This window comes from Bdellovibrio svalbardensis (assembly GCF_029531655.1).
Lineage (GTDB): Bacteria > Bdellovibrionota > Bdellovibrionia > Bdellovibrionales > Bdellovibrionaceae > Bdellovibrio > Bdellovibrio svalbardensis.
Genome location: NZ_JANRMI010000006.1, coordinates 101,139 through 119,092, shown reverse-complemented (window position 1 = coordinate 119,092; position 17,954 = coordinate 101,139). Strand labels below are relative to the sequence as shown.

Annotated in this window: 17 protein-coding genes; 11 read left to right on the top strand and 6 right to left on the bottom strand. The window is 45.5% G+C overall.

From position 1 onward, the window contains the following. Positions 1–75: 75 nt before the first annotated feature. The 6 genes from NWE73_RS17470 (at position 76) to NWE73_RS17445 (ending at position 6,219) form a co-directional block, all read left to right on the top strand. A complete protein-coding gene (locus NWE73_RS17470; protein ID WP_277579653.1) occupies positions 76–1,764 on the top strand; it encodes a peptide ABC transporter substrate-binding protein in 1,689 nt (562 codons plus the stop codon). A 78-nt stretch (positions 1,765–1,842) separates the two neighbouring features. Next, complete coding sequence (locus NWE73_RS17465) at positions 1,843–3,552, top strand: sensor histidine kinase (RefSeq protein WP_277579652.1); 1,710 nt, start codon at positions 1,843–1,845, stop codon at positions 3,550–3,552. After that, a complete protein-coding gene (locus tag NWE73_RS17460) occupies positions 3,549–4,169 on the top strand; it encodes a response regulator transcription factor (protein ID WP_277579651.1) in 621 nt (206 codons plus the stop codon). Before NWE73_RS17465 ends, NWE73_RS17460 begins: the two co-directional genes overlap by 4 nt. A 27-nt stretch (positions 4,170–4,196) precedes the next feature. Next, a complete protein-coding gene (locus NWE73_RS17455) occupies positions 4,197–5,030 on the top strand; it encodes an LOG family protein (RefSeq protein ID WP_277579650.1) in 834 nt (277 codons plus the stop codon). A gap of 58 nt (positions 5,031–5,088) precedes the next feature. After that, positions 5,089–5,781 (top strand): RluA family pseudouridine synthase, encoded by a 693-nt coding sequence (locus NWE73_RS17450; protein ID WP_277579649.1) that lies wholly within the window; start codon positions 5,089–5,091, stop codon positions 5,779–5,781. 24 nt (positions 5,782–5,805) lie between these two features. Continuing rightward, positions 5,806–6,219, top strand: coding sequence for an arsenate reductase ArsC (locus NWE73_RS17445; protein ID WP_277579648.1), 414 nt, complete (start codon positions 5,806–5,808; stop codon positions 6,217–6,219). A 10-nt stretch (positions 6,220–6,229) separates the two neighbouring features. Here NWE73_RS17445 and NWE73_RS17440 read toward each other — a convergent pair whose 3' ends face one another. Further along, positions 6,230–7,486, bottom strand: coding sequence for an MgtC/SapB family protein (locus tag NWE73_RS17440; RefSeq protein ID WP_277579647.1), 1,257 nt, complete (start codon positions 7,484–7,486; stop codon positions 6,230–6,232). Positions 7,487–7,732: 246 nt separating this feature from the next. Then, positions 7,733–8,641, bottom strand: a complete 909-nt coding sequence (locus NWE73_RS17435; protein ID WP_277579646.1) for a carboxymuconolactone decarboxylase family protein — start codon at positions 8,639–8,641, stop codon at positions 7,733–7,735. A 229-nt stretch (positions 8,642–8,870) separates the two neighbouring features. Between NWE73_RS17435 and NWE73_RS17430 the strand changes: the two genes are divergently transcribed. Further along, entirely contained in the window at positions 8,871–9,875 is a 1,005-nt protein-coding gene (locus NWE73_RS17430) for a zinc-dependent alcohol dehydrogenase family protein (RefSeq protein WP_277579645.1), read from the top strand. A gap of 43 nt (positions 9,876–9,918) precedes the next feature. Here NWE73_RS17430 and NWE73_RS17425 read toward each other — a convergent pair whose 3' ends face one another. Further along, positions 9,919–10,854 carry a 1-phosphofructokinase family hexose kinase gene (locus tag NWE73_RS17425; RefSeq protein ID WP_277579644.1) on the bottom strand — a complete coding sequence of 312 codons (936 nt, stop codon included), beginning with the start codon at positions 10,852–10,854 and terminating at the stop codon, positions 9,919–9,921. A gap of 96 nt (positions 10,855–10,950) precedes the next feature. Here NWE73_RS17425 and NWE73_RS17420 point away from each other — a divergent pair, with 96 nt between their 5' ends. Next, positions 10,951–11,334 carry a Crp/Fnr family transcriptional regulator gene (locus NWE73_RS17420; RefSeq protein ID WP_277579643.1) on the top strand — a complete coding sequence of 128 codons (384 nt, stop codon included), beginning with the start codon at positions 10,951–10,953 and terminating at the stop codon, positions 11,332–11,334. Positions 11,335–11,352: 18 nt separating this feature from the next. Here the strand turns inward: NWE73_RS17420 and NWE73_RS17415 are convergent, their stop codons facing one another. Then, positions 11,353–12,798, bottom strand: coding sequence for a S1C family serine protease (locus NWE73_RS17415; RefSeq protein WP_277579642.1), 1,446 nt, complete (start codon positions 12,796–12,798; stop codon positions 11,353–11,355). A 66-nt stretch (positions 12,799–12,864) separates the two neighbouring features. Beyond that, positions 12,865–13,635 (bottom strand): hypothetical protein, encoded by a 771-nt coding sequence (locus NWE73_RS17410; protein WP_277579641.1) that lies wholly within the window; start codon positions 13,633–13,635, stop codon positions 12,865–12,867. Between the two features lie 242 nt (positions 13,636–13,877). Here NWE73_RS17410 and NWE73_RS17405 point away from each other — a divergent pair, with 242 nt between their 5' ends. From NWE73_RS17405 to NWE73_RS17395, 3 genes are read left to right on the top strand one after another with little or no spacing between them, the layout of a single operon-like run. After that, positions 13,878–15,215 (top strand): hypothetical protein, encoded by a 1,338-nt coding sequence (locus NWE73_RS17405; RefSeq protein WP_277579640.1) that lies wholly within the window; start codon positions 13,878–13,880, stop codon positions 15,213–15,215. Continuing rightward, the gene (locus NWE73_RS17400; protein WP_277579639.1) at positions 15,212–16,390 is read left to right on the top strand and encodes a hypothetical protein; all 1,179 of its coding nucleotides are present in this window, start codon (positions 15,212–15,214) and stop codon (positions 16,388–16,390) included. Before NWE73_RS17405 ends, NWE73_RS17400 begins: the two co-directional genes overlap by 4 nt. After that, positions 16,387–17,400, top strand: coding sequence for a hypothetical protein (locus NWE73_RS17395; RefSeq protein ID WP_277579638.1), 1,014 nt, complete (start codon positions 16,387–16,389; stop codon positions 17,398–17,400). Before NWE73_RS17400 ends, NWE73_RS17395 begins: the two co-directional genes overlap by 4 nt. Here the strand turns inward: NWE73_RS17395 and NWE73_RS17390 are convergent. Further along, a complete protein-coding gene (locus tag NWE73_RS17390; protein ID WP_277579637.1) occupies positions 17,397–17,954 on the bottom strand; it encodes a hypothetical protein in 558 nt (185 codons plus the stop codon). The genes NWE73_RS17395 and NWE73_RS17390 overlap by 4 nt on opposite strands.

Genomic DNA, 17,954 nt, shown 5'->3' with positions numbered 1-17,954 from the left:
TAAGCTCTGATCAATTTGTCAGAGCTTACTTAATTTTGACGTGCTACCGCGCAGGAATAGCGCTAATCTTGTTGTATGAAGACAATCCCCTCATTCACTCTGACTGTAGCTTTAGGATTCATCCCTTTGTTTTTCTGTGACAGAACTTTTGCCGGTTCTAAAGAGGAACTGAGCATTGCCTTGAATGCGGAATTCGATACGATCAATCCCATCGTGAACACGATGATGGCCGGGAGTATGGTCGATGATGCGGTTTTAAGACCCATCACGAAGTTGACTCCTGCCGGCCGTCCTGAGGCTGTCTTAATTAAGGAAATCCCTACTTTCAAAAATAAAAAACTCACGCAGTTTAAAGACAAGACCGGAACCCATTTACGCGCTGAAATTGAATTTCTGCCCGCGGCTCAATGGGGTGATGGTCAGCCTTTGACCTGCCGAGACTTGGAAGCGGCTTGGAAAATTGGCAGCAATGATTTGGTCGCCACCCCGAACCGAGAAGACTATAAAAACATTCAAAGCATCTCAATTGATTCCAAGAATCCAAAAAAATGCACCCTGGTTCTTGAGAAGACGCAGTATAATTTCTATCTCAACTTTCCTCGGCCAATCCCCGTTCATCTGGAAATGCCCGTCTTTGAAGCTAACAAGGGTAAATTGCATGGCTATGAGCACAACTCCCTGTATGTCACGAATATCGCCAATCCTGGATTGTACAATGGCCCCTACCGCGTGAGTGAACTGAAATTTGGCAGCCATGTTGTGCTAGTGCCGAATGAGAAATTTTATGGCGAGAAGCCCTATTTTAAGAAAATCGTTCTGCGCTTTATTCTCAACTCATCCGCCATCGAAGCAAATCTTCTGAGCGGCAATGTGCAAATGGCCTCCTCATCTGGAATGAGTTTCGATCAGGCTTTGGTTTTTGAGAAGAAAGTAAAGAATCAGAATTTACCATACGAAGTGCAGTTTGTTCCGGGAGTCATGTATTCGCATATTGATGTGAATTTAGACGATCCTATTTTAAAAGATAAAGATGTTCGCCAGGCTTTGGCTTATGCCTTCAACCGAAAGGAAATGGCTCAGGCCTTTTTCGAAAACCGTCAGCCACCGGCTTATCATTTTTCAACTCCTTTTGACGAATGGTACACCGATAATCCCAAGGACATCTCGGTCTATGCCTTCAACCGAGCGAAAGCCGCAGAACTCTTTGATCAAGCTGGCTGGAAGCTGGGGGAAAAGGGCTATCGCTGGAAGAATGGCCAAAAGCTGTCCTTCATCATGGCTGGCGTGAGCGACAACAAACTGAACGAAATGCTTTCTGTTTACCTGCAGAATCAGTGGAAGCAAGTGGGCGTGGATTTGCAGTTAAAAACTTATCCGGCTCGTGTCTTTTTCTCTGAGATTCTTCGCCATCGCAAATTTCAATTGGCATTGTTGACCTGGGTGAATTCTCCCAATGTCGTCGACATCAACTCACTCAGTTCTTCCATGATACCCTCGGAGTCGAATGGTTGGTCAGGCCATAATCGCGCGGGATGGAAGAATAAAGAGGTCGATGCCTGGCTGATTCAAGCGGCCAGTGAGTTCGATTCAGCAAAGCGAATAGCATTGATGCGTAAAGTTTTACGCGTCTACACTGACGAATTACCTTCTTTACCAGCTTACTATCGTTCTAATAACACTATTCTTCCGAAGGGCCTTAAAGGCTACGAGATGTCAGGACATAATTTCTCGGAATTCCTGCAAATAGAAAAATGGCACTTTTAAGCGGCACCACCACTCTATCCCCCATTTGGGGGATGGGAAAAGTGTGGCCAAAAAAAGATTTCCTGCTAAGCTCTCGGGATGTCCTCACTGATTATCTTTGCCTCATTGATTTTGACCTTTGCGATCTGTGCAGGTCTAAGTGTTTATTTGTGGTCCGCGCGAAGATCCCCTCTTCATAGACTTGTCTTATTCACCCAAGCCGCTTATGCGCTCTGGGCTTTCCTCATCTTAATGACTTCTCTGGCAACGGACTATTCGCACAAAGTTCTGCTCACCGAAGCCAGACAGCTGTTTCTTCCGCTCTTGGGCCCGACTTGGCTTTTGGTGGGAGTTGGAATTTTCTATCGCTCCTTTTGGGATATGCTCGGCAAAGCTAAGTATTTGATTTATATCTTCCCCTGCCTTGTCATTTTAGGACACCTTTGTTCGATTCTGGATTTCCCTTTTGCGAGGGAGTGGACTTTCTATGATTTTTCTTACTCAGTAAGCTCTCTGGGGCTACTAAAATATAAATCGGGTCTGCTGATAAATCTTAGCTTCGCCTATATCTACGTCTGTCTGGCCACTCTGTATGTTCTCTATCTTTTCACAATCTTCACCAAAACCGGTGCAAAAAGAAAATATGCAACTTTGCTGGCTTTGGCGGGTCTTTTCAGTTTAGCTTTAGAAGTTCTGGGGCGTGTTATTTTAAATATTCCTGATATGGTTCAGGTAGGAGTCGCCGCCATTTGGCCCGCCGCTTGGACTCTTCATTATGCAGTTACCAAGATGGAACTTTTGGATATCGGTGCCTTGGCATACGAAAAGGTGTTCGAAAGCCTGCCCAGCCCTGTTTTGATTTTTGATTCCAGTAAGAACTTCTGGAATGGCAATAAGGCCGCTTTTGAAGTTTTTGATTTGAGAACCAGTATGATCGGAAAGCCTGCTGAGACTTTGCCGATGTGGAACGGGATTCTCAATCAGAAGGGTCTCATCGAAGTTAAACAAAAAAACTATCAGATTGTACGCCATGATCTTCCACTGAAAGACCGTGAAGTTTCCGCCAGCATTTATATCCTTAGCGATGTGACGGATTTGCAAGAGCGCAATGAAACCCTTCAGGAACTGAATGAACAAGTTATTAAAATGATGAAATTCAGCCAGAAGATTCACACCATCTTGTCACATGATATGACGGGGTCTTTAGTCGGTATGCGCATGCTTCTGAATGGAATGAAGAAGGAATTTACCAAGAAGAATGATGCTGAGAGCGCTGAAGCCATCGAGCGCCTTGTACATTCCAGCCAGTCCTCACTGGATCTTCTGCAAGATATTCTCACTTGGAGTATTGAAGACGAAAGAACCCTGCGCGCAAGTTTACAAAAGTGTCTAAGTGATTCTCTGGTTCATTTAACTCCTCAGGTTCATGCTAAAAATATTAAAATTTCACAGTTTCTTCCGGATCAGGTGATTTATTTCAATGCCTCCAGCAAGATGGTTGAATCCATCTTCAGAAACCTGCTCTCGAATGCCATCAAGTTTAGCTCCACCAACGGTCTCGTCAGAGTCGAAGCGGATTTGAAAGATAGCAAAGTGGCGATTCATATTATTGATGAAGGTGTTGGAATGTCTGAAGAAACCATTGCCAAAATTCTGGCAGGTCATGAGCATCAAGACGGCGTTGAATCTGGATTTGGAATTGGCCTGAGATTCACACTTGGCTTTGTGGAACAACTCGGCGGACGTATGATCATTGAATCAACTCTTGGAAAAGGTGCTCATTTCATCCTAGAATTACCCATCGCATGAAGAAGATCGTAAATTGTTTTATCATTGATGACCACCCCCTGATGAGGCAAGCCCTCAAGGCTGCCCTCCTTGAGCATTTTCCCAAGATCCACATCGCTGGTGAATCTGGCGCCGCTGACGAAGCTCTGTCAAAACTACGAGGTCTTACTATTGATCTCGTAGTTTTGGATCACAAGCTTCAAGGCAAAACCGGCCTTGAACTTCTTCCCGCTATCAAACAAACACATCCCCAGGCTGAATTCCTGATCATCACACAAGTTGAAGAAGTGACCATTTTGCGAAAATACCAGGAACTGGGAGCTGGGGCTATTTTATCAAAGCTTAACGCCAATGATGAACTGCTAGCTGCCATGATGGCTCTTCAAGCGGGCACATCTTATTTATCCCCAAGTATCCAAGCTCTTATTGAACAACCTCTGGCAGAATCTGTTCTGACTTCCAGAGAGCTTGAGGTCGTTAAATGGGTGGCCTTAGGAAAAACCAACAAAGAAGTTGCGAGTCTTCTTGATTGCTCAGCTGAAACTATAAAAACCCACAAGGCGAATATCTTGCGCAAACTAAACATTTCAAGCTCTGTTGAAATTTCCGTTTGGGCCATGAAGCATGGATTGATTTAGTCTGTGTCTAACTACAGATCTTTAGGAATGGAATGCCCCCTCCGGGTGATCTATTTTTATATAGATAAAGGAATCGCCATGCTAAACACAGCACCGGACCAAGATAATCAAAATCAGGAAGAAAGACTCTTCTTGGAGGGACGGCACACCCGCGGTTTCGAATTACTACGCGCCTTTCGTATTTTTTTAGAGTGCATCAAGGGATTTCGTGCGCTTCACTTTGTTGGACCCTCGATCACCGTGTTTGGCTCCGCCCGCTTTGGGAAAGATCATCCCTACTATACCCTTGCAAAGAACTTTGGATCTGAAGTCGCTCGCCGAGGATTCACGGTCATTACCGGAGGAGGACCTGGTTTGATGGAAGCCGCCAACTGGGGCGCCAGGGAAGCCCAAGGACAATCCATTGGTTGCAATATCATCCTCCCGAAAGAGCAAAAGCCCAATCCCTACCTTGATCTTTGGGTCGAGTTCAAATATTTTTTCGTGCGTAAACTGATGCTGGCGAAATACTCCTATGCGTTTATTGTTATGCCTGGGGGCTTTGGTACCCTCGATGAATTTTTCGAAGTTGCCACCTTGATCCAAACCGGAAAGATGCAGGGCTTTCCCGTCATTCTGGTTGGCAAAGACTACTGGGATGGTTTGTTGGAATTTCTAAAAGATCCCGTATTTTCCGCAGGAAATATTTCGGCCTCCGATCTCGAGTTTATTAAACTCTGTGATGATCCCAGGGAAGCCCTGGACTTCATTACGGCGGCGGTGGTTGAAAAGTACGGGCTCAAGTATGTCAGCAGAAAGAAGCCCTGGTGGTTCTTTGGCGAGCAGGAACTGGGTCGATCCAGCCACGAAAAGAAGCGATAAGTTCGCGATTCAGTTGATAAGACTGGAAATTCCGCCAAGTATGCTCTAGCCTTTGTTCATGAAAAAAGTCCCAAAAAAGTATCAGCCCAAAGGTTTTGAAATCCTTCACGAAGACTTAGATCTTATCGTGGGCAACAAAGCGCCAGGGATTCTGACGGTGGCTGCGAAGTGGGAAAATGAAAATACGGTTCACAATCTGCTCAATCAGTATGTTCGCAAAGGCAATCCCCGTTCAAATAAATGCGTCTATGTTGTTCATCGCTTGGATCAGGCCACATCAGGCGTGTTGATTTTTGCGAAAACAGAAGCGGTCCAGAACTTTCTGAAAGACAATTGGAAAACCACCGTCAAAACTTACTATGCGATTGTTCATGGCCGTCTTGAAAAGAAAAGCGGCACTATCACCAGCTACTTGAGTGAAGATGAAGACTATGTGGTTCACTCCAGCTCGGATCCGGATAAAGGCAAGTTGGCCATAACTGAATACACGGTACTTAAAGAAACCGATAAATTCAGTCTGCTCAAAATCAATCTTCTGACGGGTAAGAAAAATCAAATCCGCGTTCATTTGGCCGGGGAAGGCCATCCTTTGGTTGGCGATGCAAAGTATGGTAAAGGAGTTACTAACTTCAAAGACTTAAGGCTGCACTCTGCGGAACTTGAGATCACGCATCCTCACAGTAAGAAAAGATTGAGCTTCAAAGCTCCCGTCCCTGCTTACTTCAAAAGTTTGATTGATTACAATTACTAGAATCAGAAAAGGGAATCTTAAATAATGAAGATACTTTTTTTATGCGTGGCAAATTCAGCGCGAAGCCAACTGGCAGAAGGACTTGCTAAGGATATCCTTGGCAATAGTGCTGAAATTGAAAGCGCGGGCTCACAACCAAGCGGTCAGGTTCAGCCTTATGCAATTGAGGTATTAAAAGAAATTGGGATCGACATTTCTAAAAATTACTCTAAGTTTTACGGTGATTTATCTCCGCAATTTATGGCTGATTTAGATTATGTCATTACTCTCTGTGCGGAAGAGATCTGCCCTGTTCTGCCTTCTGTAAAGGCCCAGAGAATTCACTGGCCAATTCCAGACCCTGCTGCTGCTCCAGAAAATCAAAAACTCGAAGCCTTCAGATCAGCCCGCAACGTTATTCGTGCAAAGCTTGAGAATTTTTCTCAAAGTCCTTTTTAGATTTTGAGCGCTAGATTGAAATGACGTTCACGAACAGAAATGGCAGAACAAATGCCACCAGAAGCAGACACAAAGCTCCGGAAATGAAAAGCTTCCCTTTCCACTCCGCACCTCTTGCCGTCATGATCAAAAACATTTTTGACAAAACAGATGCACAATAAGCAAGAGCCATAGCGCTGGCTAATTCTTGAGTGAAATTTTTAGTTTCACTGAGCGCAAATGTCACCCCCTGAAGTTCAAAGAGTCCACTTATAAAGCTAACCAAGAACAGCGCTTGAGGACCCAAGAACTTAACAGAAACTTTGGTCAGGGCGATTATGACAAACAAAACCAGGGCAAATGCAAACTGACTCTTCCAATTCAGAGGATCTTTTGTCTGGCGACTTTGACGATCCGTCTTTTTTTGCGCCCAAAACATCCCAACACCAACCAATGCAATGAGTGTGGCAAAAACAGATATAAAACTCCATACCAAGGCATGCGCTAAGCCTGAGGATCCTGCCAAAAGAATGGCCGCCGACAAAAAGGTCGTCGCTGCAATTGCCATGAGTCCATAACAAAGATGACTCGAGAGGGACTGGTTACTTCCTTTACTGAGATCTTGACTGATATTGGCGAAGGCTGCGGTGCTGGAAACAAGACCGGCCAGGAATCCTCCGAGAATAATTCCTGTCCTTTCCCCAAAAACTTTTAGCAAGACATAAGATGAGAACTGCACCAGCGCGAGGGCAAAGATAATGCTTCCTAATTTGAAAGGCACAAACATATCCCACGGGTCCACTGGGTTTTGCGGAAGAAGTGGAAGAACCCCGGCACCGAAGACAATCAAGGAGATGAGCGCGTCGGCCTCTCTTTGACTTATTCTTTCACGAGTCAGCTTGTGCAGCCAAACACGCCCCGCCAGCAGCGCCAAAATGAATGCACCAAAGACACAGGCGACGATCGGTTGATTGACGCTAATGGAACCCAGAACAAAAACACAGAACGCCGACACCTCGGTTGTTAACCCAAAATCAGAACCCGCATTTTTAGTACTGCGCCAATATCCCAGGACAATCATTATTAAAACGAACAAAGTTGTGAGACCTGAATAGATTGCTGAAACACCTGATCCGGCGAAGGCGCCTAGAAAACCAATCAAGGCCATCGTGCGCACCCCGAAGGTTTGCATGTCGGAACCTTGAGAACGCTCTCGCTCCATGCCGATGATGAGTCCAATGAGCAAGCCTAGCCAGTAGGGCTGCATGATGTCGATGATCTGATCCACGAAGTGCTCCTGAATTCATTGGAACAAGGTTCGCAAATCTTTGGCAAGTGATCTTCCATAAATAAAGACCAGCCAGTCGTCCCTTTTAATTTTACTGACGCTGACCTTCACCGGTGCCGGTGTTGCATTGCATCCTCCGACAAATCGTCTTCATAAGACCAGCGAGGTAGAACATCAACAGATAAGAATTGAATCAATGAATCGGTTGATCCTATTTAGAATCAACCGATTTTTCTCAAAAATATTCTAAGATGTCAGACGGCGCTCGCCAGATTTCTTCAGCATCTGATCGGCGTCTTTCTTGAAGGTTGCTAAATTCAACTGCATTCCATGGAACAGCGTACTCCAGTGTCTGCCCATGGATGCGATTGAGATGGCTTCCTGAATTTCCCGATCTGTGGCGCCATTCAATTTACATGCAAGGCGGTGGAAAGTAATGCAGTAGTCACAAGGTATTTGGGCCGCGACGGCAACGCCAATCAGTTCCTTTTGTTTACCGGTCAGTGACGTATGCGGATTCAGTTGAACTGCTTTAAATTCACTCCATGCACCAGAAATCCCCTCTTCCGGAAAGTTCAGGAAAAATTTTGGAATGATGCCTAAAGTCTTTTCAATGTCTTTGTATGTTTCTGCGGCAGTGGAGAATTTCACCATAAAGGCCTCTGCTGCAGGTGGTTTTCCGCCGGATTTATCCATCATCTGTTTTACATACGACATAATCTGTTCAGCTTCTTTTTTGAACGCTTCTTTGTCCATCTGTGAGCCGTTAAGAACTGTACTCCAATGACGTGTCATTGCCGCCATAGCAACCGCCTCTGCTTGTTCCTGAGGAGTTGCGCCATTATTAAGACTTCCCACCTGTTCAAAATATCCCAGCAATTCGCAAGGGATCTGCGCGGAGACACCAAGACCGATCAAATTTTTAAGCTTCAATTCTAAAGCAGTATTGGGATTGAAATAGAGGTTTTTTGCCTCGGCCCAAGCTCCGGGAATACTTTCATCTGTCATATTCATCACGAAATCAGGTACAGCGCCAAAGGCGTTGCGCATTTCTTCGAGAGCCTCATCAACCGCCTTCCATTTTGAGGGAGGACGCTGAACGGATGGACCCATGGGTTTTACTTCTTTACCGACTGGTTGCTTGTCTATTGCCACTGTTGACTCCTTTATTGATGTTGGCTTTTTTGAGCTACAAGTAGAGTAGTCCTAAAAGAATGGGCATCAATAAAAGAGCGTGACTCTTGTGAAAATGAAAAACTCAAAATGCGCGTTAGCAGCCCACTTCACTTACAACGGGAATATTGAACTGTCTGAGATCCTACAAAGCATATCCAAATTTATTGAGTGAATCACTCTTTCATCCAACGATCTGTAGATGCTGAAAATGAAAGCCCTACTTCTTCACCACCAAGCTCCTATTGAAGAGCATCCCCTGGTTCTTGAAGACTGGCCTATCCCCAAACCTCAAGACGATGAGATCCTACTCAAGGTGGACTTCTGCGCTATCTGCCGAACCGACTTGCACATCATTGAAGGTGATCTGGCTTTACAAAGAACGCCGCTGATCCCCGGCCATCAAGCCATCGGAACCGTTGTTCAACTTGGCTCTAAATGCAAAAGTGTCAGTGTCGGTATGACTGTCGGAGTCGCTTGGCTGGGCAGCACCTGTAAAACGTGTGAATACTGTGAAGCCGGGAAAGAGAATCTTTGTGTTGAACCACGATTCACTGGATATCATTTTCAAGGAGGCTACGCCGAGTACATGACGGCGAAGGAAGACTATGTCTACGTCCTGCCTGCTTCAACCAACAAAGCACAAACAACACCCCTTTTGTGCGCAGGTATCATCGGCTATCGCGCCCTCGTCCGAAGCGGCTTTTCACCAGGGAAACATTTAGGTATTTTTGGATTCGGATCTTCAGCTCATGTTATCGCGCAGCTCGCGATCGCTCAAAAGGCACGACTTTCAGTAGTGACCCGATCCACAGCACATCAAAATCTCGCAAAGGATTTAGGAGCCCAATGGGTGAGCGATTCCACTCAAGGCCTGCCTGACCTTCTGGATTCAGCGATTCTTTTCGCGCCCGCTGGCGACCTTGTTCCGGTTGCATTGGAAAGCTTAAAACGCGGAGGCACTTTAGCTGTCGCTGGTATTCACCTCAGTCCTATTCCCCTGCTCGACTATGAGAAACATCTTTTCTTTGAAAAGGATTTGCGATCCGTTACGGCCAACACCCGACAAGACGGACAAGAACTCTTAAAGGCAGCCCACGAGGTCCGCATTCACCCTCAAACAACAATCTATGAGTTCGAAAAAGCGAATGAAGCTCTTCAGGATTTAAAACACGATCTGATTCTGGGCACGGCGGTATTAAAGATTTCAAAATAAAATGACCTCAGCACTTTTCATCAGAACAGCTTGCCAGTTTTTTCTATTGCCTCTCGACATGAATCAATTCATAGAAATGCTGCATTTCGGAGGCCCGCCCCAATGAAGTTCCCGGATGACTCAAGGTTGCAGCCGCTGCAGCCAGCCCCCATTTTAAAAGTTCCTCTGCCGAAGTGTTACCCTGATACAACTGCGCTACCATCGCTCCAACCATTGAATCACCGGCTCCAACCGTAGAGCGAATTTTAATTCGGGGAATCTTTCCAAAAAATGAAGACTCTGGAGTAATCAACACCGCGCCTCCCTCGACAGAAGAAACGCAGACCAGGGACACCATAGGAAGCTTCTCCTTCGCTTTCTTAATGACAGAGGAAATGGTGGTTACACGACTCTTCGTTAACGTTTGAAACTCCTCGAGGTTGGGCTTTATTAATAAGGGCTTGCCGGAAACAACCTGCGCCAGGATCTCCCCAGGTGAATCGATGATGACTTCGATACCTCTGCTTTGGGCCAACCTCATAATGTGAAGCAGGTCTTTCGGAGTAAATCCCTTAGGCAAGGAGCCCCCCATGACGAGCAGCGAGATATTGACATTCTTGCTTACGAGTTCAAAAAGCTGCTGCTTTTCATCTCGTCTGATCGTCGGTCCGGGGAAACTCAACCGCGTCTGTTTATGGTCATGCTGATTCGAAACAGTCACATTAATTCGGGTGGAATCGGAAATGTGAATAAAGTGATTCCGCAATTTTTCACGATCCAACAAAGAGTGGATTTCATCGCCGGTGCTGCCGCCTAAAAAACCCGATGCAATGACTGGAATATTCAGTCGATTTAGAATGCGAGCCGAGTTGATTGAATTTCCACCTGGGGCTCGTTGTTCATCGAAGACATAACATTTTTCATTCGGCTTGATGTTTCGCACCGTTCCGCTCAAATCAAGTGCGGGATTGGGAGTTATTGTGCAAACAGTTTTCTTCATCGACACTCCTACGTATTCTTTCGCCCTGGATGGTATAAGGTCCAGCGCTCAACATCTGGTCTTTAGCGACTTTCTGTCTATGCTACGATCACTCGCATGAGCAGACATATAAAAGTATTAAAGGGTGAGTTTCTGTACAGAGAAGGAGATCCTGCCTCAGCTCTGTACCTCATTACATCAGGAAGCTTCAAAGCAACGACAATTCTGTCTAGCACCGGCGCTGAATTAACCAGTCCCAATATCTTCGCAGGACATATTCTTGGCGAGCTTTCTCTCTTCGATGGTCGTCGTCGTGAGCACAGCATCAGAGCAACTCAAGATTCGGAAGTCCTGGCTATTCCCTACGAATCCTTGCTATCCCAGCCCGAGGAACTTCCTGCGTGGGCAGAGGCACTAATGAAAGCAATGATTGATCATCTGCGCACCGTGATCAACCACCTGAGGGCCCACTCGATTCACAATTTACAACCTGAGCAATAGATCATCCTTCCTGGTTATTTAAATCTTGAGTTCTGTGGGTTGAATTCTTTGAACGAATAACTCATCGGGGGCCAGGTGTTTGAATTCGAAATTGCCGATGGCCCCTGAAGCAAACTCCAAGAGGACATGCCGTTGCTTGTTCTTTTTTGCATCATGCAAAATAAGAAAGAAGGATTTCAAATCACGAACTTTTTCCCTTTGGGCGGCGACCACAAAGTCAGAAACGTACAACCCCATTTCCTCTGCCAAGCTTCCTGAGCTAACATGGGTAACGACCAGTTTCGAGCCTCCCATATAAAAGTCTTTTAAGATGATATCTCTGTTATATCCAAAAGAAATAAGCGCAGAGACAATGTCGGCGCAGACCTCTTGCAAAATCAATCCCCCAAAGGACATAAATTCCCGATCAACCAAAACCGGCTTCTGGGAAATTTCATCTGGATTCCAATAGAACAGGTTCTTTTTAAATCTCAGAATCTTCCCTGCGCGGTCGATCTTGACGGAGACAGGTTTACCCTCCGCAATTCCGTGCAGAATATCGTAGATATTCCTTTTGCGGGATTTGCTTACTGCCAAAATATTCCCATGGCGATCGAGATTTTCATTATTTATTGCCAGGACTAAATCGCGGGCCTTTAAGCCCATCGCTTCCGCAGGACTGCCTGCCAGTACTTTACGAACAATCACACCCTCGGCATTGGCAGTCTTCAAACTGGCGGCGTTAGGAGCTGAGTTTTTCTGGATCAGCACGCCCAACCGTGGCAATCCCGCCTTTCTTTTTCTGGAGAAGACATCGAGGACATTTTTGGCCAAATGAATCGGCGTGATAAAACCAAAATTTTCGGCCCCCTCAATAACGGCCGTGTTGATTCCAACAACCCATCCCCCACGCACCAAGGCTGGGCCGCCACTATTTCCAAGATTGATGGCAGCATCCGTCACCATGCGCTCTGTGGTATCCCCACTGCCCGCGATAAAATTAGAAATTTCTCCACCTGAAAAGTGGGGTTCATCGACCCCTAAGGGATAGCCAATTGTTTTGACTTCGTCGCCTCTGCGAACATCAACAGAAAATCCTAATTTAAGAGCGGGAATTCTTTTAAGACCGGAATATTTAAGAAATCTTTTTTTGTCAGAATTGGTCAAACGCAATAAGGCCACATCAGGCTCAAGATCTTCGACGATTCCAAGAACTTCCACATTAAAAGGCTCATCACTGGTCAAGATCGATCGAATTTGCAGCCGAACAGAATTTCGCGCAACATGGCTATTGGTCAGAATATAGCCGTCTTCACCATTGTGATTAATAAAGAACCCTGAGCCACTCCACTCCTCTGGCACCACAAACCGCGGATCCAAAATAGACCGGGGATCCGTCTCACTAAAACCTTGAACGTGGATTCGTACAACCGCTTTGGTTGCATCCCGTGCTTGCTCTGCAAAGCTTTTTTTTTGCTGGATCATTTCTGTAAAGATAGATCCAGCAAAAAATATTGTTGCGTTACTATTGGTGCATTTGCTTCTAAACAATTAGCGAGTTGTGCCAACCACAACTTCCAATTGACCACGTGAACCGATCAGCTGGGGGCTGGTCGCTTCAATCACCAGACGTTGTAAACGGATCGCATATCGTGAGTCCAAGCGAACTGATTTTACACCTTGTGCACCTACATCACCTTGCAAGCTCGGAAGTTCCAAGTACTGACCAGAGGCTGTAATCGCGTAAGCCTTTGTGATACGAACCGCTGCATTTTTTGCCGCCAGACGTACTTCCGTCACACCGCGGGTGCCATCGAGATTGATTTCGTAGGATTCAATCAAACCTTTAGAAACTGTAAACACTCCCGCATTCTTCCAGGCTGCCGTTTGACCATTGATATAATCACCGGAGTTTGAGTAGTCAGGATATTGTGGAGGCGGTGGTGGTGGCAACGGCGCTGGGTAGCCTGGATTTGGATTCATAGATACGAGCTCTCCGCCAGCACTCAAAGCCTGATTCTTTTCAGAGTCAAAGCTCATTCCATCAATGGCTGAAATTTCGTAACTTTCGTAGGCTTTAGAAGTGATATTTCGCACGCATTCATTTTTGCCACTATCAAAGCTCATGTTTTTGCAGATGCCAATGGCACCATTGTCGAAATAAGCCTCTTTCACCGTGATGATGTATGCCAAACAAACCTTTTTGGAACTTGAAAAGGACATTGATTCGCAGATCGCAGCGGCTTCTCTATGAGTCGCAGACTTTGCCAACGAACCCACCAACATCAAACCTAAGAAACTTGTTTTTACTAACGTCTTCATACCTTGCTCCTATATTTTTGAAACCGACCTACCTGGATCGATCTGATAGTTATTGCTACGAAAAGGAATTTACAACTTTGTGAGGGCCTTTTCGCCGTACAAAACCGAACAAATGACTGTCAAAAATCTAGACAGCCGAACATCCATTTTCCGGGAGCACTCTTTAGAAAGGACCTGTCCTTCCCTTACTTAGATCTCATAGGGCACAGCCTTTGAATTCTCATATTCCGAAGGAGAACCTGATGGCCGATTCTCAAATTGAGAAAATAATTTTAAACCACCTCCATCAAGGAGATATGGACTCTGCGAAGTCCACCCTTGCCACGTGGTCGCCATCAGAAGTAAGTGAAAAGCTTCAGCATCTTTTCTGTCAGGCCAAAGTCGCTCTTTATGAGGGAACTTATCTAAAAGCACTTGAAGCTTTGCAAGCCTACCATCACGCTCATCCTCAGAGCTTGGATGCGCTTTGTGATATCGCACTTTGCCTCTACCAATTGGGTCTTCAAGCTGAATTGGATTTAACCCTGCTGAAATGCCAGGAACTCTTTAACCTGCAAACTCCCCGCATTTGTTCACAAAAGGATTTGGATCATGCCATTTTCCTGGCGAAGCTTTATGAAGAAAAGGCCCGCTATCACCAAGCCAAGGAAATTCTTCTCACACCAAAGGCGCCAGACCTTACCCCTTGGCAGGAACAATCCCTCAGGATTCAACTTTTGCGAATTGCAGTAGAACTACGCGAAACCGGGCTTGCCCGTGAACTTTACACTCAAGTGATAACTGGTACAGGACACAATCTAAATTTTGAAATCGAGCGCGAGCATGCTCTCTTATTGGCTGATAGCGTTCTTTTTGGATTTGCTCAGGCACGAGAGCGTTTTGATTATGCATTAACAAATAACCTGAGCCTTGCGGACCTGAACTTCCTCAAGGGGGAAATGGCAGAACAGGCCATATTAAATAAGCAATATGACTTTTTAAAAACTCTGGATCTTCAAGACAACTCAGAAAGCACTTACGAGCGTGAACAAGCAAAACTGGTAGATTGTCACCTTCGCGGTGAAAAAAATCCCCCACTTTCAATCATTCGCCTGGAGAAATCTCTCAGCCCTATGTCGCTATTACGTCTTCTGCGCCAAGCCCTTTTGCTATTTGCAGATTCTTCGCAGTCTACGTCTTGGGCTGAAAGATATAAGTTCCATTGCCTCAATCTGCCGACCCGCGAGCTTCAGGAGATCTTCTTGAGTTCTCTGTATGCGAGCACCGTTGCTCCCTCGGCACTTCAGGTAAACACTCAGCGCAAGGTCATTTTCCTGAATGGAAAAGAGCTGTCAGTGAAGTCGAATCTTTTCTGGCAACTTCTAAAGGCTTTTTCAAAAAACCAAAGCGAAACCAGCATCGAAAGTGCCATTGCCACTGTGTACGAGGAAGTTCCCAATGAACAGCACTTTGATCGACTACGAATTGGTATCTATCGTCTCAATAACACCTTAGAGAAGACCTGCCACCTCAAGGCGCTGTTCCAAATAACTAAAAACAAAGTGACTCTCTCCATCCCTACCCAGGAGTACACATCATGAAACTCTTCGCAGCATTGACTCTGCTCTTTTTAAGTCTTTGGAATTGGAGTGCACTGGCGACTACAGCGTGGCAGAAAACAGCCGTTCCCGTTGTTGAGGGATCTGACCTGCAAAAACAAATTGATGGTATCACGGTTGAGATTTTTCAGAATTCCAAATCAAAAATTCTTTGTGGCATCTTTAACGATCCTGTCTCTGCGGTGCATAGCTTGGGAATCTCATTACCCACTGCCAAAAGGATCTATGAAAATTGCCCGCGCAGTTCCGCAGAAGGCACTGCCAAGATTATGGCGAAAAAGTATTATGTTTCCTTTCTTTCGCAGAATGGATTGGACAGTTGGACCGACTATGGAAACCGAACCTATATCTTTGCTGATACCTCGTTAAACAGGGAAAAACTAAAGTCCATTATCATTCATGAGATGGCAATTGCCACAGATGCAAAGACCAATATGCTCTTATCAACCTATTTGACTTACCGGAACAAGGAACACTCCGAAGTTTCGAATGGCCTGCAGATTATTACCATGGGAAACCTGTCGGCTCGTGAAGAAGCTCTTAAACAAGCATTCAATAGTTCGACTTGGAAACCTGTCAGCTTAACATTTGCCACACTCAGGGCCTTCAACTTTGAAAAGTATCTTAACAATGAAGAGTTCAACACGAATTCTCACTCTTCCTGCGTCGCTGAATTTAAATCTCTTTTAAAAACGATCAAGAGCATCCCCGAGGTTCCAGCTTCTGAGGACGTAGATCGCATGGCTGAAATGATCGCTAATATGACCAGTGAAGCCTCTGCCCCAAAATCTCCAGAACAGGAAAAACAACTTATAGATTTCTTAATGTCCCAAGATCTGCAACTACAGGATCAGCAAGACAACAAAATGACCTTTTGCCAGTTTATGACTCGCCCTCTGCTGACTGGAAGATCTCTGTATAGCTTTTTCGGCAGTGGTCCCCGCCCGCGCCTTACTGGTGGCTCTGGGGGCCAAGGAAAGATCATCTTAGACTCTCAAAAGCCAGGCGCGCAATGGCTAACGACGGAAGTACGGAAAGAAGTTTCTTTTGATAAAGAAGCTCTCAAGAAAGATCAAGTTCAGGAAGCAGTAGAAAAATTGAAACAATTGATTCAACAGGATCAAGAACTCAAAAAGCTCCAAGGAGCGCAGCAATGATACAAAGATTCCGCATCTTTTTTAGTTTGATCATCACGCTGTTTGCCTGTCACTCGCTGGCATCGACGGATCTATTTGTCTTTGTCTCTGCCTCAAACTCGGCTCCCGAAATTGCAGCGTTGGATAATATTCTCAATGAACAGGCAAAAGAATCATTTAAAAAGATGGTCGCAGAAACCAATGCCCATCTTCCCGTGGGACAACGTCCCGTTGTAATTGATCTTCAATTGACTGATCTGAAACAAATGTCCACGGGTTTAGCTGAAAAAATTAAAGAGCAACGTCTGCCCGCAGACAGCCAAGTTAAGATGTTATTTCTAATTGGACATGGCAACTCTAAAACATTTTGGTTTCACAACGATGCGGGCTACAAAGGAAAAGAGATTGCTGGAATTCTGACCACTGCTCCCATGCATGCAAGACTTGCCAAAGATTTCGGGATCTATTTTAGCGCCTGTAACTGCGGGGACTCATTGAAGCCCACGGGGTTTCAGATGGAATTCATGCAGGAATTCAAAGACGCCAACGCGAAAATCGAAGCCGTACAACAAACGCGGTCTTTGGTGAGTATGGCTCACCGATACATGACCACGGCTATGAGCTTTCAGCATTTGCAAGGACGGCTGGATACAATGCTTTACAAAATGGGCGTTTTTTCTGTTGTCGAAAATTTGAATGTCTTTTTGTTCAATACTCTGGGTCGTGCCGGTATGACCGGAGCAAGTTTTGTAGTTGCATCAGCCTTCGCCGGCTCCTTGTTAGTTCTAAAAACCTTCGTAGGACCTGAGGCCGTAGGCGGCGCCATGGGATTTTTCTATGATCATTTCTGGGCTACAACTGGCGTGACTCTGTTCGGTCATGGAGTTCTCAATTTTTGGACTGCCCGCTGGACACGTTTCATGGAATACCGTGATGGCAGTCTCACCTTCACATCAGAGGCCATCGCTGCGGGCAACGGCATTTTAAAACTCATTCGTATTAGTGCGCCAAGCTGTAGCGGAGTTTTCTAGCCCGGGGGCCAATAAGATAGCTTTTTATTCTTAAGCCAAGGCCCCAACTTATCCAGCAAAAAATAGCTGATAAAAAATCCGGACAAACAATCTCGCAGCACTTGGCGAAGCAACCTTGATAAGAATTCACCCGTGGCGAAGTCTCCCGCCGCCACACGCAAACCTAAAAGCACAAAGTTTCCGATAAGAGACCCAATCAATAAGGTCCAAAAGAAAAAAATAAGACTGCGATCAATTTTATGTTTGTAGCTTTCACCTTTGAAGACAATGAAGAGATAATAGCCCAGCAATGGCTTTGCTGTGTTAGCAGCCCCATGCATAAGAATAAACCAAGGCTCATGAAATCCTACCACATTTGCCGTGACCGTTTCGGCGGCCAATTGCCCCCAGAATACCCGGCCTCCCCACATAAAATACAAAGGAAGGCAGAACACATAGGATCCATAGATATAGAAAAACCCATCGAAATAAAGGAAGTGAAAGCTCAAAAGCTTAGCCGCCAGTGCGACAAAGAATGAAACAATCCAAGTCCACCAAGGAAGTTTGGGTTTCAA